This is a genomic window from Bradyrhizobium sp. JHI2711 (genome assembly GCF_056156565.1).
This window is the reverse complement of the sequence record NZ_JBPZPT010000003.1, coordinates 602139-615252: the sequence shown is the minus strand read 5'-3', so window position 1 is coordinate 615252 and position 13114 is coordinate 602139. Positions and strand designations below refer to the sequence as shown.

General features: G+C 66.2%; 15 protein-coding genes. 10 read left to right on the top strand and 5 right to left on the bottom strand.

Translation table 11 applies throughout. The features are described from left to right. Window position 1: 1 nt before the first annotated feature. Genes phnL through ACTEK7_RS25225 form a run of 4 tightly spaced genes read left to right on the top strand, consistent with a single transcriptional unit; the run spans window position 2 to window position 3094 of the window. Window positions 2–700 carry a phosphonate C-P lyase system protein PhnL gene (gene phnL, locus ACTEK7_RS25240; protein WP_057027587.1) on the top strand — a complete coding sequence of 233 codons (699 nt, stop codon included), beginning with the start codon at window positions 2–4 and terminating at the stop codon, window positions 698–700. Window positions 701–712: 12 nt separating this feature from the next. Beyond that, entirely contained in the window at window positions 713–1861 is a 1149-nt protein-coding gene (locus tag ACTEK7_RS25235) for an alpha-D-ribose 1-methylphosphonate 5-triphosphate diphosphatase (RefSeq protein WP_057027588.1), read from the top strand. Beyond that, window positions 1858–2454: a phosphonate metabolism protein/1,5-bisphosphokinase (PRPP-forming) PhnN gene (gene phnN / locus ACTEK7_RS25230; RefSeq protein ID WP_036026943.1), complete on the top strand. Its 597-nt coding sequence runs from the start codon at window positions 1858–1860 to the stop codon at window positions 2452–2454. Before ACTEK7_RS25235 ends, phnN begins: the two co-directional genes overlap by 4 nt. A gap of 28 nt (window positions 2455–2482) precedes the next feature. Beyond that, complete coding sequence (locus tag ACTEK7_RS25225) at window positions 2483–3094, top strand: pyridoxamine 5'-phosphate oxidase family protein (RefSeq protein ID WP_036026947.1); 612 nt, start codon at window positions 2483–2485, stop codon at window positions 3092–3094. Window positions 3095–3289: 195 nt separating this feature from the next. Here the strand turns inward: ACTEK7_RS25225 and ACTEK7_RS25220 are convergent, their stop codons facing one another. The 4 genes from ACTEK7_RS25220 to ACTEK7_RS25205 all read right to left on the bottom strand — a co-directional run bounded on the left by ACTEK7_RS25220 (window position 3290) and on the right by ACTEK7_RS25205 (window position 7082). After that, entirely contained in the window at window positions 3290–3793 is a 504-nt protein-coding gene (locus ACTEK7_RS25220) for a DUF6496 domain-containing protein (RefSeq protein ID WP_225147312.1), read from the bottom strand. A gap of 127 nt (window positions 3794–3920) precedes the next feature. Beyond that, window positions 3921–4703, bottom strand: coding sequence for an alpha/beta fold hydrolase (locus ACTEK7_RS25215; protein WP_036026951.1), 783 nt, complete (start codon window positions 4701–4703; stop codon window positions 3921–3923). 4 nt (window positions 4704–4707) lie between these two features. Further along, window positions 4708–6003 carry an O-acetylhomoserine aminocarboxypropyltransferase gene (locus tag ACTEK7_RS25210; RefSeq protein ID WP_036014390.1) on the bottom strand — a complete coding sequence of 432 codons (1296 nt, stop codon included), beginning with the start codon at window positions 6001–6003 and terminating at the stop codon, window positions 4708–4710. A gap of 278 nt (window positions 6004–6281) precedes the next feature. Continuing rightward, window positions 6282–7082: an IclR family transcriptional regulator gene (locus ACTEK7_RS25205; protein ID WP_225147313.1), complete on the bottom strand. Its 801-nt coding sequence runs from the start codon at window positions 7080–7082 to the stop codon at window positions 6282–6284. A gap of 129 nt (window positions 7083–7211) precedes the next feature. On the opposite strand from ACTEK7_RS25205, the gene ACTEK7_RS25200 reads away from it, so the two are divergent. From ACTEK7_RS25200 to ACTEK7_RS25175, 6 genes are read left to right on the top strand one after another with little or no spacing between them, the layout of a single operon-like run. Beyond that, window positions 7212–8177, top strand: coding sequence for a Bug family tripartite tricarboxylate transporter substrate binding protein (locus ACTEK7_RS25200; RefSeq protein ID WP_057027821.1), 966 nt, complete (start codon window positions 7212–7214; stop codon window positions 8175–8177). Window positions 8178–8180: 3 nt separating this feature from the next. After that, window positions 8181–8798, top strand: coding sequence for a flavin reductase family protein (locus tag ACTEK7_RS25195; RefSeq protein ID WP_036026965.1), 618 nt, complete (start codon window positions 8181–8183; stop codon window positions 8796–8798). A 51-nt stretch (window positions 8799–8849) separates the two neighbouring features. Further along, the gene (locus ACTEK7_RS25190) at window positions 8850–9710 is read left to right on the top strand and encodes a fumarylacetoacetate hydrolase family protein (RefSeq protein ID WP_225147314.1); all 861 of its coding nucleotides are present in this window, start codon (window positions 8850–8852) and stop codon (window positions 9708–9710) included. 4 nt (window positions 9711–9714) lie between these two features. Continuing rightward, window positions 9715–10518, top strand: coding sequence for a 2-oxo-hept-4-ene-1,7-dioate hydratase (gene hpaH, locus ACTEK7_RS25185; RefSeq protein ID WP_225147315.1), 804 nt, complete (start codon window positions 9715–9717; stop codon window positions 10516–10518). 25 nt (window positions 10519–10543) lie between these two features. Then, window positions 10544–10939, top strand: a complete 396-nt coding sequence (locus ACTEK7_RS25180) for a RidA family protein (RefSeq protein ID WP_225133946.1) — start codon at window positions 10544–10546, stop codon at window positions 10937–10939. Window positions 10940–10951: 12 nt separating this feature from the next. Next, entirely contained in the window at window positions 10952–11827 is an 876-nt protein-coding gene (locus ACTEK7_RS25175) for an amidohydrolase family protein (protein ID WP_225147316.1), read from the top strand. 187 nt (window positions 11828–12014) lie between these two features. Here the strand turns inward: ACTEK7_RS25175 and ACTEK7_RS25170 are convergent, their stop codons facing one another. Continuing rightward, window positions 12015–13022: an LLM class flavin-dependent oxidoreductase gene (locus ACTEK7_RS25170; protein ID WP_036026975.1), complete on the bottom strand. Its 1008-nt coding sequence runs from the start codon at window positions 13020–13022 to the stop codon at window positions 12015–12017. Between the last annotated feature and the right edge of the window lie 92 nt (window positions 13023–13114).

The following is a 13114-nucleotide window of genomic DNA, read 5'->3' as shown; positions in this document are numbered from 1 at the left end:
AATGACCGCCATGATCGACATCACTGACGCCGGCAAGACCTTTACGATGCACCTGCAGGGCGGCATCGAGCTGCCTGTCGTGCGTGGCGTGACCTTCCAGGTCAATCCAGGCGAGTGCGTCGTGCTGTCGGGGCCGTCGGGCGCCGGCAAGTCGTCCATCCTGAAGATGATCTTCGGCAATTATCGCTGCGATAGCGGCTGCATCGGCATCCGCCATCGCGGCAAAGTGGTCGATCTTGCCACCGCCGAGCCACGCCAGGTGCTCAACATCCGCCGCTCCACCATCGGCTATGTCAGCCAGTTCCTGCGCGCGGTGCCGCGCGTCGCCACCATCGACGTCGTCGCGGAGCCGCTGATCGCGAATGGCATGAGCCGGGCAGACGCACAGGCGCGCGCCGGCGAGCTGCTGCATCGTCTCAACATCCCCGAACGGCTCTGGCAGCTTCCCCCCGCGACCTTCTCCGGCGGCGAGCAGCAGCGCGTGAACATCGCCCGTGGCTTCATCTCCGACCTGCCGATCCTTCTGCTGGACGAGCCGACCGCCTCGCTCGATGCGGCCAATCGCGCCGTGGTGGTCGAGCTGGTCGCTGAAAAGAAACGTCAGGGCGTCGCCATGGTCGCCATTGTCCATGACGACGAAATCCGTCATTTGATTGCCGACCGCATCGTCGACGTCACCGGCTTTGCCGCCGCGGCCTGAAGGAATGGGGAAATGAAGAAGGAATCCGTGATCGCCAACGCCAGGATCGTGCTGGCTGACCGGGTGATCGAGCAGGGCTGGCTCGCGCTTGCCGACGGCCGCATTGCGGAGATCGGCGAGGGGAGGGCGCCCGCGGGTGCCGAGGATGCCGGCGGCGATCTGATCATGCCCGGCCTGATCGAACTCCACACCGACCATCTCGAGGCGCATTACGTACCGCGGCCAAAAGTGTTCTGGAATCCTGTCGCCGCCGTCATCTCCTATGACGGCCAGCTCGCGACCTCGGGCATCACCACCGTGTTCGATTCGCTCCGGGTCTGGCGCGAGGACGGCGCCGAGGAGGTCGATGGCCGCGCCGGCGTGCTCGCCGCCGCGATCACCACCGCGCGCGAGGCCAACCTGCTGCGCGCCGATCACTTCCTGCATCTGCGCTGCGAGATCCCGATGCCAAGCGTGGTCGAGGAGGCCAAGGAGCTGATCGACCGTCCCGACGTCAAGCTGATGTCGCTGATGGACCACACGCCGGGCCAGCGCCAGTTTCGCGACGAGGTCAAGCTGCGCGACTATTATCGCGGCAAGGGCGGCGGCAAGACCGATGCCGAGCTCGACGAGCTGTTCGCAAAGCGGTTCGAATATCAAAGGCTGTATGCCGCGGCCAACATGCGCGAGATCGTGGCGCTGGCGCATCAGTACAACATTCCGCTGGCGAGCCACGACGACACCACCGAGGAGAACGTCGCGGACGCCGTGCGCGACCGCGTCTCCGTCGCGGAATTCCCGACCACGCTTGAGGCCGCGCGCGGCCTGCACCAGGCCGGCATCGACATCCTGATGGGCGCGCCGAACGTGGTGCGCGGCGGCTCGCACTCCGGCAACATCGCCGCGGTCGATCTCGCCCGCGAGGGCCTGCTCGACATCCTGTCGTCGGACTACATCCCGTCGAGCCTTTTGATGGCCGCGTTGCAATTGCCCGAGCATGTGCCCGCGATCAGCCTTCCGGCCGCGGTCCGCACCGTGACGAAAGCGCCCGCCGAAGCGGTCGGCCTCACCGACCGCGGCGAGGTCGCGACTGGCAAGCGCGCCGATCTGATCCGCGTCCATGTCGCAGGCCACGTTCCCGTGGTCCGCAGCGTCTGGCGCGAAGGACACCGCGTCGCATGAGCGAGATGGCGGCCACGGGCGAAGGCGAGACGGGTGCGATCGGCCCCGGCCGGCTCGTGCTCGTGGTCGGCCCCAGCGGCGCCGGCAAGGATACCTTGCTGCGGCTGGCCCAGGCGGCTTGCAGCGACGATCCCGACATCGTCTTCCCGCGCCGCATCGTGACGCGTGCGTCCTCGGCCGATGAAGACAATATCGCGGTCAGTCCCGACGAATTCCGCCGCGCGTGCGAGCACGGCGACTTTGCCGTGCACTGGGAGGCGCATGGGCATTCCTATGCGCTGCCGCTCGAGATCAACGACGACGTCCGCGCGGGCCGCACCATCGTTGCCAACGTCTCACGCACCGTGATCGCTGCCTTGCGCCGCGCCTATGCCAACGTCGTGGTGGTCGCGATCACGGCGCCGCCGGACGTATTGGCGCAGCGGCTTGCCGCGCGCGCCCGGAAAAGCGATGGCAACATCGCCGAGCGGCTGTCGCGCAGCGTCGATGACGCCTCGGCACACGCCGATGTCACCATCCTCAATGCCGGCAGCGCCGACTATCACAGCCGCCAGCTCGTGCGCGTGATCAGGAATCAAGGCTGGCAAGATTAGTTGCGGGCAATAACACGGAGAGAGTGGAATGACGGTGATTGAAACGGTCGAGCAGCTGGAGGCCATCTACGGCGTCACGAACGATGCCTCGACCGTCAAAGTTGCCGACCACGTCACCCCGCTCTACCGCATCTTCATCGAGAAGGCGCCGTTCGCCGCGCTCGCCACCATCGGGCCCGAAGGCATCGATTGCTCGCCGCGCGGCGATCTGCCCGGCTTTGTCCGCATCCACGACCCCAAGACGCTGATGCTGCCCGACCGCCGTGGCAACAACCGGGTCGATTCCTTGCGCAATATCGTGCGCGACCCGCGCGTGTCGCTGATGTTCCTGATCCCCGGCTCGGGCAATGCGGTGCGGGCCAACGGCCGCGCGCATCTGTCGATCGATCCGGAGCTGCTGGCCTCGTTCAAGGTCGAGGGTAAGGCGCCGCGTAGCGTCATGGTGATGAACGTGGACGAGATCTACTTCCAGTGCGCCCGCGCCATCGTCCGCGCCGATCTCTGGAATCCCGACAAGCGCGTCGATCCGAAGACGCTGCCGACACCGGGGCAGATTCTTGCGGAGATGAGCGACAACAAAGTCGGCGGCGCGGAATACGACCGCATCTGGCCGGAGCGCGCCGCCGCGACGATGTGGTGAGTGAGCCGTCTCTTTCCACGATCGACGGAATCGTAGGGGTGGGCAAAGGCGCATTTGCGCCGTGCCCACGACCTGCCCAACGCGGCGAAGAAATCGTGGGCACGCCTCGCTTTGCCCACCCCACAGACGCCCGCGATGTGGTGCCGACCACTTCTGACCGCGCCAGATGAATCCGCCTGACGCCGCCTGAGCTGATCAGCTCTGGCGGCGCGCCCTGGTGCGCGCCGCCTTCTTCGCGGTGGCGGAGCGCACCTTGGCACCCTTGGTGTGGCTTGCCTTGCGCGCGGCGGCTGAACGGGACGCTGCGGTTCGGCGGCTTGCGGCTCGCTTGGCCTGTTTCGACAGCGCACTGCGCGATGCGGTCGATCGCGGTTCCTTCTTCAGAGCGTTCGTGGCGGCGCGCGATACTTTTGGCCTCCGCTTCGGCGTGCGTTTGCCCTGGCCGACCTCGTAAGCGTACTTGGCACTACGGCGCGTCGACTTCTTAGTGCTTCCCTTGCGCGGTGGCGGCAGATCGACACCGGCGCGACGCGCTTCGGAGAGGCCGATCGCGATGGCCTGCTTGGTCGAGCGTGCGCCGTGCTTGCCTTTCCGGATCCTGTCGATCTCGTCCTTGACGAATTCGCCGGCCTGCGTGCTGGCCGACTTGCCGGCGCGCTTGTCTTGCCTGGCTTTGCGAATGACTTCCTGTCTCGGCATGGTCCAGTTCCCTTCTTGAGTGAGAGGGATGTCTGACCGCAACGCGCAAGACGGAAGATTGATCCGCCTAAAGCATGATCCGGAAAAGTGCGAAGCGGTTTTCCGGAAAGATCATGCGTAGACAACTTTAGTTCCTCAGCGCCGCCAGCAGCTCGTCCGGCCGCTCGGCCATGATCATGTGGCCGGCGCCGGGCACCACGACGGTCTTTGCATGCGGGATCGCCGCGGCGAGCGCCTTGCCGGCCTTCGCCGGCGTCATCATGTCCCGCTCGCCGAGGATGAGCGTCGTCGGCACCTTCACGGTCGCCGCAGCGGCAAGCGCATTCGTATAGGAGTTGCAGGCCGACAGATCCCTGAACAGCACGCCCGGCTCGCATGCCCTGAGCACCGCCTGCGCGCCGCCATGCATCCACAGGCCCGGCGCCAGGCTGCCGCCGAGCTCCGCGTTGAAGCCGAGGCCCCAGATCGAGACCATGTCGTTGGCATCCTGCGAGTTGGCTTCGGCGGCTTTCAACAGATCCGGACCCACCGTCATGGTCGCGGCGGTGCCGATCAGGCTCAGCGCTGACACCTTGTCGGGATGTCGCGCGGCGGTCTCCAGCGAGATCAGCGAGCCCATGGAGTGACCGATCAGATGCGCCTTTGCGGCGCCCGCCGCATCGAGCAGCGCCGCCGTCCAGTCGGCCATCTCGGCGATGCTGCCGAGCGAAGGCCCAGTAGAGCGGCCGTGGCCGGGCAGGTCGGGCGCCAGCACGGCAAAGCCGTGATGGGCGAACCAGCGCGTATGCAACGCCCAGGTCGAATGGTCGAAGCCGGCGCCGTGGATGAAGACGACCGCGGGCAGGGACTTGTCGAAGTCGCGGCCACCGGTTGCGACAAACACATCGGTGCCGTTGACGGAGAGCTTCATGGTGTCAGGCCTTTTGCGAGATGCGCAGCGCTTGGTTGAGGTCGTCGATGATGTCGCTTGCGGTCTCGATGCCGACCGAGAGCCGCACCAGCTCTTCGCCGATGCCGGCCGCCTTGAGCTGCTCGGCATCCATCTGCTGATGCGTGGTCGAGGCCGGATGGATCACCAGCGTCTTGGCGTCGCCGACATTGGCGAGATGGCTGATCATGCGTAAGCTCTCGATGAACTTGCGTCCGGCAGGCCGGCCGCCCTTGATGCCGAAGGAGACGATCGAGCCGGCACCGCGCGGCAGCAGCGTCTTGGCAAGCTGGTAGTCCGTATGATCCTCGAGCGACGGGTGCAGCACCCAGTCCACGGCCTTGTTGGACTTCAGCGCCTCCAGCACCAGATGCGTGTTCTGCATATGCCGGTCCATGCGCACGCCGAGCGTCTCGACGCCCTGGAGCAGCTGGAACGCGTTGGTCGGCGACAGACAGGCGCCGAAATCGCGCAGGCCTTCGGTGCGGGCGCGCATGATGAAGGCGGCGGTGCCGAACTGCTCGTCGAAGACGATGCCGTGATAGCCGCCATAGGGCTCGGTCAGCACGCCGAACTTGCCGGAGGAGCGCCAGTCGAAGCGGCCGCCGTCCACGATAGCGCCGCCGATCGCAATGCCGTGGCCGCCGATCCATTTGGTTGCCGAATGCATCACGATGTCGGCGCCGAGCTCGATCGGGCGGCTGAGATAGGGCGTGGCGAAGGTGTTGTCGATCAGAAGCGGAATCTTGGCCTCATGCGCGATCGCCGCAACCTTCGGGATGTCGAGCACCTCGAGGCCGGGGTTGCCGATGGTCTCGCCGATCACGAGCTTCGTGTTCGGTTTGATCGCCGCGCGGAATGCGTCGAGATCGCGTGGTTTCACAAACGTCGTGGTGATGCCGAAGCGGGGCAGCGTGTGCGCCAACAAATTGATGGTGCCGCCATAGAGCGAGCTCGACGCCACGATGTGGTCGCCGGCATTGAGCAGCGTGGCGATGGCGAGGTGCAGCGCCGCCTGGCCGCTCGCCGTGCAGATCGCGCCGACGCCGCCTTCCAGCGCCGCAAGCCGCTCCTCCAGCACGCCGGTGGTCGGATTGGAGATGCGCGTATAGATGTGGCCGGCGCGCTCCAGATTGAACAGCGCGGCGGCGTGATCGGAATCCTGGAACACGTAGGACGTGGTCTGGTAGATCGGCACCGCCCGGGCGCCGGTCGTGGGATCCGGATGCTGGCCCGCATGCAGGCTCAGGGTCTCGAAGGCAGGCGGTTTCGGCGCGGGCATGCGTGGCCTCGTTGATCGGTCGGCGATGGCGGCCGTTGTGCCACAAAACGGAGCGGTACGTCAGCCCATTGACAGCGCTGGGTTTGAAGCGAGCTCCAGCCGCGCCGGCGGTGCGCTCCCTCGCCCCGTTCTTACGGGGAGAGGGTTGGGGTGAGGGGCTCTCTCCACGAAGATGGTGGCAGCTGGACTCGCGGAGGCTCCCCCTCACCCGGAATTTGCTGCGCAAATTCCGGCCTCTCCCCGCAAGCGGGGAGAGGCGAAGAGGCGCCGTCCGCGCTTCACCCCCCGATCGCCTGCTCGATCATCCGCGCCTCCCGCAGCAGGATCTCCGCGACCTCCTGCTCGCGCCTTGGCCCGAGCCTCGTGCGAACGGCGGAGACCGTCATCGCTGCAGCCGGTTGCCCGTCCGGCGTCTTGATCCAGGTCGAGATCGATTTCGTCCCCTGCACCAGTCCGATCTCTCTCATGCCATATCCCAGCCGCCTGGCGGCGGTGACCTCGCCGAGCACGGTCGCGACGTCGGTCCGGTAGGCCTCGAACCGCTTCTCGTTCGCCGCGACGATCTTTCGCGCCTCCTGCGCCGGCATTGCGGCGAGAATGGCAACGCCGGCGCTGGAGACGCCGAGCGGCCGGCGCGCGCCGACCTCGATCGACAGCACCTGGATCGGGTAGACGCCGATCCGGCGATCGACGCAGAGCGTGTCGTTGCCGGTGCGCACCGTCAGGAACAGCGTGTCGCCGATCGCGGCGGACGCGCGCTGCAGCGACGGATTTGCGGCGACCAAGAGCCGCGATGGCCGCGGACGCGCCAGCGCCAGTTCCGGTACCTGGTTGCCGATCGCGTAGCGGCCGCTCCGGCCGTGCCGCTCGACGATGCCTTCCTCGATCAGCACGTGGACGATGCGATGCACGGTGGGGCGGGTGAGCCCGGTCGTGCGGACCACATCGGCCAATGGCACACCGTCCTCGCGCCCTGCGGCCAGGATGCGCAGCACCGCGAGCGCGCGCCGGATCGCCTGCGCGCCATGTCGCGGCTCCACGGCGCTGCGGGTGGATTTCGTTGCGCGTCGTTTGTCCATAATATGGACAAGAACGCCACAATTCGCTCGACAGGGCAAGCGCGCATCTGGAGATTGCGCTCCGATCGGGATGCCATGCACGAAAGTCTGCGCCCGATATGGAATTGGAAGCGCCGCCGGGAGGTTAACATGAGATTAATCTGGATTGCCATCGCTGCAGCAGCCGCAATGTTGGCGGGACCCGCCTCCGGCCAGCAATGGCCGGCGCGCAACGTCAAGCTGATCGTGCCCTATCCCGCCGGCGGCAATGTCGACAGCGCCGCGCGCATCGTCGCCGACAAGCTCCAGGAAAAGCTCGGCCAACCCTTCGTCATCGAGAACAAGGCCGGCGCCGGCGGCATGATCGCGGGCGAAGCCTTCGCGAAATCGGCGCCCGACGGCTACACGCTGTTCGTCGGCGCCAACGGCCCGGTGCTGTTCGCGACCGAGATCAACAAGCGCGACGCCTACAATTGGAAGAAGGACTTTCTCCCGATCTCGACGATCTCGATGACGCCGCTGGTGCTCGAGGTTCATCCCTCGGTGCAGGCGACCACGCTCAAGGAGTTTCTCGACCTCGCCAAGCGCGAGCCCGGCAAGCTGACCATGGCCTCGCCCGGTCCCGGCACCACCAACCATCTGCTCAGCGAGCTGATGCAGTCGAATCTCGGCCTGCAATGGGTCACGGCGCATTACCGCGGCAATGCGCCGGCCATCAACGATCTCCTGGGCGGTCAGGTGCAGTTCGCCTTCGACCAGCTCACGGTCAGCCTCCAGCACATCAAGGCCGGCCTGTTCCGCGCGCTCGCCGTCACCTCACCGCATCGATTGAAATCGCTGCCCGACGTGCCGACCTTCGCCGAGCTCGGCTACAAGGACTTCGACGGCCAGACCTTCACCGGCCTGTTCGCGCCCGCTGGCACGCCTGCGCCCATCGTCGAGAAGCTGCACGAGACGCTGGTCGCGATCCTCAAGGACCCTGCCATTGCGGACAAGTTCGAGAAGCTCGGCGGCGAAGCCACGCCGATGACGCCGGCCGAGTTCAAGGCTTATCTCGAGCGCGAGGACGCCAAGTGGATTCCGGTGGTGCGCAAGGCCAATATCAGGGCGGATTGATCGATGCGGATCGATCCGACCGAGCTCGGCGCCGAGCGCATCTACCGCCTGATGACCGGCATCGTGGTGCCGCGCCCGATCGCCTGGGTGACGAGCCTGTCAGCTACGGGCGTGCTCAATCTCGCTCCGTTCAGCGCCTTCACCTTCGTCTCGCAGAAGCCGCCGATGCTCGCCATCAGCGTCGGCCGCAAGGGCGCTGACTACAAGGACACCGCGCACAACATCCTCGACACCGAGGAATATGTGATCCACATCGCGGATACGCCGCTGATGAATGCCGTGCACGACTCATCGGTCGAGCATCCGCCTGAAATCAGCGAGGTGGAGCATCTCGGCCTGGAGACGCTCGCGAGCGAGCGCATCAAGGTGCCGCGGCTCGCTGCCGCCCCGGTCGCGATGGAGTGCCGCTTCCGGCAGTGCCTCGAATTCGGTGACGCCAAGAGCCGGCTCATCGTCGGCGAGGTCGTGCTGTTCCATTTGCGCGACGGTCTCGTCAACGACGGCAAGGTCGAGACCAGGGCGCTCGATCCGATCGCGCGCATCGGCGGCCCGCGCTACGCCCGCCTCGGCGAGATCGTGACGCTGGGCAGCGTCTTCCAGACTCCCAAGTCGAAAGACTGAGCGCGCGGGCCTCATCGCCGGCCGCCGCCCCAAGATCATCGGAGGAATACAATGCGACTGCTGAGCTATCTCCTGGACGGCGAGGCGCGCTACGGCGCGGCCGTGGACGGCGGCGTGGTCGATCTGACCAGGCGCATCGGCCGCGACTATTCGGACGTGAAGGCGCTGATCGCGGCCAACGCACTCGCCGATGCGCAGGAGGCCGTCGCGGGGCAAAAGCCGGATCATGCGCTGGACAAGCTCGTCCTGTTGCCGCCGGTGCTGGCGCCGGAGAAGCTCTGGTGCATCGGCGTCAATTACGCCGAGCGCAATGCGGAGTATAAAGACGATTCCGACCTGCCCAAATATCCCAGCCTGTTCGTGCGCAGCATGTCCTCGATGACGGGCTCCGGCCAGCCGATCGAGAAGCCGAAGGTTTCGGACCAGCTCGACTATGAAGGCGAGCTCGTCATCGTGGTCGGGCAGGGCGGCCGCCACATTCCGCGCGAAAAAGCGTGGTCGCACATCTTCGGCATGACACTGTGCAATGAGGGCACGATCCGCGACTGGCTGCGCCACGGCAAGTTCAACGTCACGCAGGGCAAGAATTTTGATCGCTCCGGCAGCATCGGCCCGTGGATCGTGACGTCTGACGAGCTCGACCCGCGCGGGCCTCACGACATCGTCACACGCGTGAACGGCGAAGTGCGGCAGCAGGACACCACCGAGCGGTTGATGTTCCCGTTCGACTTCCTGATCTCCTATCTCTCGACCTTCGCCACCCTCAAGCCCGGCGACATGATTGTGACAGGCACGCCGACCGGCGCGGGTGCGCGGTTCGATCCGCCACGCTGGCTCAGGGACGGCGACGTCGTCGAGGTCGAGTCCAGCGGCATCGGCGTGCTGCGCAACACCGTGGCGGCGGAGCAGTAAAACGATGCTGGATTCCGCCACGATCGAACGCCTCGCCGCCCGGCTCGATGAAGCCGAGCGAACCAAGACGCTGATCCCGATGTTCACCAAGGACTATCCGGAGTTCAGCATCGAGGATGCCTACGCGGTCCAGCGCGCCTGGACGAAACTCCAGCTCGGCCGCGGCCGAATCATCAAGGGCCACAAAATCGGTCTGACCTCGAAGGCGATGCAGAACGCGGTCGGCATCAACGAGCCCGATTACGGCGTGCTGTTCGCCGACATGTTTTACCCCGATGCCACGCCTGTTCCGTTCGACCGCTTCCACGCGCCGCGCATCGAGGTCGAGCTCGCCTTCGTGCTGAAGGCGCCGCTGCGCGGGCCCGATTGCACCATTTTCGACGTGCTCAACGCCACCGACTACGTCACGCCTGCGCTGGAGATTCTGGAGACGCGCATGCACCGCGTCGACCCCGAGACGGGCAGGACCCGCAAGGTGATGGACACGATCTCGGACAACGCGGCCAATGCCGCGCTGGTGCTCGGCGGCCGGCCGATCCGCCCGATGGATGCGGACCTGCGCTGGATCGGCGCATTGCTGTTCCGCAACGGCGAGGTCGAGGAAACCGGCCTTGCCGCCGGCGTGCTCAATCACCCCGCCAACGGCATCGCCTGGCTCGCCAACCGCCTCGCACCGCATGACGAGCATCTCAAAGCCGGCGAGGTCGTGCTGGCGGGATCGTTCACGCGTCCCGTCGACATCCGCCGCGGCGACACCTTCCATGCCGATTACGGCGCCTTCGGCTCGGTGTCATGCCAGTTCGTCTGAAGCAATAACAAGCAGGGAGCGCACCATGAGTGGTCAAACGCGGCGCAGGAGCATCCACATCGGCGGCTTCAAGCACGTCAACCCGATTCCGAACGCCTGCCGCATCGGCAATCTCGTGATGTCCGGCGTCATCCTCGGCCGCGATCCCGCGACCAATGCGATGCCCGAAAGCCTGGATGCCCAATGCGCCAACATGTTCGCGCATATGAAGGCGACGGTGGAGGCCGCCGGCGGCTCGACCTCCGACATCATCAAGATGACGGTGTGGCTGAAGGACCGCTCGCAGCGCGGCCCTGTGAATGTCGAGTGGTTGAAGATGTTTCCGGACGAGCATTCGCGCCCCGCGCGCCACGCGCTGCCGATGGACAACATGGATGGCGGCGCCCTGGTCCAATGCGATTTCACCGCTGTGATCGACTGAGGGAGCGCTTGCATGCCGACCTATCTGCCGTTCGACCCCAACCCGCGCCGCCCGATCAAGGCGCCGCCGCCAAAGACCATCGACAGCCAGTTCCACGTGCTGGGGCCGATCGACAAATATCCGGAGCGTCCCGGCGCCGCCTATCGGATGCCGACCGCGACCTGGGAAGCGGCGCTGCGCATGCACAAGACGCTCGGCATCGAGCGCGGCATCATCGTGCAGACCACGACCTACGGCGCGGATCATGCCGTCGTGCTCGACGGCCTTGCCGCGATGGGCCCGAACTATCGCGGCTGCGCCAATGCGCTGGTGTTCGCGGAAGCCAGCGACGCCTATCTCGCAAAACTGCATGATGCCGGCGTGCGCGGCGCGCGCTTCAGCTTCCGCCAGGAGCTCGGCGCCGTGCTGTCGGACGCCGATTTCGCCCGCGCCATCGCCCGCATCCGCGAGCTCGGCTGGTACGTCAAGATCCAGCCGGAGAAGGACGGCATCGTCTCGAGCGTCGCCAAATACGAGAACCTCGACGTGCCCGTGCTGATCGACCACATGGCGCGGCCTGACCCCGAGGCCGGCAGGAACGATCCGAATCTGCGCAAGATGCTGGAGCTGCTCGCCAAGGGCAATTTCTGGGTCATGCTCTCGCTCGGCGAGAAGACCTCGAAGACCGGCGCGCCTTACGACGACGTGATCCCGATCGCGCGCGCCTATATCGAGGCCGCTCCCGACCGCTGCGTCTGGGCCAGCGACTGGCCGCATCCGGTCTCGGTGAAGCAGCCGCCGAACGATGCCGATCTGTTAGAGCTGATGTACCGTTACGCGCCCGACCAGGCGGAGCTGGAGAAGATCCTGGTGCACAATCCGGCCAAGCTGTTCGGCTTTGCGGATTAGGGCATGAGAGGATTGGGCTGAGCAGCTCGCCACGCGCGCGGTGCGCTCCCTCTCCCGCGTGCGGGAGAGGGTCGGGGTGAGGACTCTTTCCTCTAGGGGATTGTCCCATTGCGGAGACACCCTCTCCCCAACCCTCCCCCGCAAGCGGGGGAGGGAGCGCACCTTCATCGCCGCGACAATCGGGCCCTCACCCCACCGGCTGCTTCGCGAGCCTATCCCGCACCTCCGCTGCGATCTCGAACGAGCGCAGCCGTGCCGTGTGGTCGTAGATCTGCCCCGTCGTCATCAATTCGTCCGCGCCGGTTTCAGTGATCAGCGCCTTCAGCTTCGCTTCGACCACATCGGGCGACCCGACCGCTGAGCATGACAGCGCTTGCGCAACGCCGGCCTTCTCCGCCGGCGACCACAACGCGTCCATGTCCTCCACCGGCGGCGGCAGCGGCCCCGGCGTGCCGCGGCGCAGGTTGATGAATTGCTGCTGCAGCGAGGAGAACATCCGCTGTGCCTCTTCATCGCTGTCGGCCGCGAACACGTTGACGCCGATCATCGCATAGGGCTTGTCGAGCTGCGCCGAGGGCTCGAAGCGCGCACGATATTCGCGCAGCGCCGGCATCATCATCTGCGGTGCGAAATGCGAGGCGAACGCGAAGGGCAGGCCGAGCATTGCCGCCAGCTGCGCGCCAAAGGTGCTCGATCCCAAGATCCACAACGGTACCTTGGTCCCCATGCCGGGCACGGCGCGGATCGCCTGGTTCGGCTGCACGTCGCCGAGCAGCGCCTGCAGCTCCAGCACGTCATGCGGAAAATTTTCGGACGTCGTGGCAAGGTCGCGCCGCAATGCCCGCGCGGTGAACTGGTCGGTGCCCGGCGCTCGGCCGAGCCCGAGATCGATCCGCCCGGGATAGAGCGATTCCAGCGTGCCGAACTGCTCGGCGATGACGAGCGGCGAGTGGTTCGGCAGCATGATCCCGCCGGAGCCGACGCGGATCGTTTTCGTTCCGCCCGCGATGTGGCCGATCACTACCGACGTCGCCGCGCTCGCGATGCCGGTCATGTTGTGATGCTCGGCCAGCCAGAACCGCTTGAAGCCCCACGTCTCGGCATGCCGGGCCAGATCGAGCGAATTGCGGAACGCCTGCGACGCGTCGCCGCCCTGGCAGATGGGGGCGAGGTCGAGCACGGAGAAGGGGATCATGGGAGGGCTGCCGGTGTGGAGGGGCCGCGTGACGGTGCGCGCTTGCAGGACACACATGTAGTGGCAGCGCGCCGAATAGGTAGAGCACTTGC

Coding starts and splice junctions, on each gene's coding strand:
- phnL (WP_057027587.1), top strand. CDS start 2: ATGACCGCCATGATCGACATCACTGACGCCGGCAAGACCTTTACGATG.
- ACTEK7_RS25235 (WP_057027588.1), top strand. CDS start 713: ATGAAGAAGGAATCCGTGATCGCCAACGCCAGGATCGTGCTGGCTGAC.
- phnN (WP_036026943.1), top strand. CDS start 1,858: ATGAGCGAGATGGCGGCCACGGGCGAAGGCGAGACGGGTGCGATCGGC.
- ACTEK7_RS25225 (WP_036026947.1), top strand. CDS start 2,483: ATGACGGTGATTGAAACGGTCGAGCAGCTGGAGGCCATCTACGGCGTC.
- ACTEK7_RS25220 (WP_225147312.1), bottom strand. CDS start 3,793: ATGCCGAGACAGGAAGTCATTCGCAAAGCCAGGCAAGACAAGCGCGCC.
- ACTEK7_RS25215 (WP_036026951.1), bottom strand. CDS start 4,703: ATGAAGCTCTCCGTCAACGGCACCGATGTGTTTGTCGCAACCGGTGGC.
- ACTEK7_RS25210 (WP_036014390.1), bottom strand. CDS start 6,003: ATGCCCGCGCCGAAACCGCCTGCCTTCGAGACCCTGAGCCTGCATGCG.
- ACTEK7_RS25205 (WP_225147313.1), bottom strand. CDS start 7,082: ATGGACAAACGACGCGCAACGAAATCCACCCGCAGCGCCGTGGAGCCG.
- ACTEK7_RS25200 (WP_057027821.1), top strand. CDS start 7,212: ATGAGATTAATCTGGATTGCCATCGCTGCAGCAGCCGCAATGTTGGCG.
- ACTEK7_RS25195 (WP_036026965.1), top strand. CDS start 8,181: ATGCGGATCGATCCGACCGAGCTCGGCGCCGAGCGCATCTACCGCCTG.
- ACTEK7_RS25190 (WP_225147314.1), top strand. CDS start 8,850: ATGCGACTGCTGAGCTATCTCCTGGACGGCGAGGCGCGCTACGGCGCG.
- hpaH (WP_225147315.1), top strand. CDS start 9,715: ATGCTGGATTCCGCCACGATCGAACGCCTCGCCGCCCGGCTCGATGAA.
- ACTEK7_RS25180 (WP_225133946.1), top strand. CDS start 10,544: ATGAGTGGTCAAACGCGGCGCAGGAGCATCCACATCGGCGGCTTCAAG.
- ACTEK7_RS25175 (WP_225147316.1), top strand. CDS start 10,952: ATGCCGACCTATCTGCCGTTCGACCCCAACCCGCGCCGCCCGATCAAG.
- ACTEK7_RS25170 (WP_036026975.1), bottom strand. CDS start 13,022: ATGATCCCCTTCTCCGTGCTCGACCTCGCCCCCATCTGCCAGGGCGGC.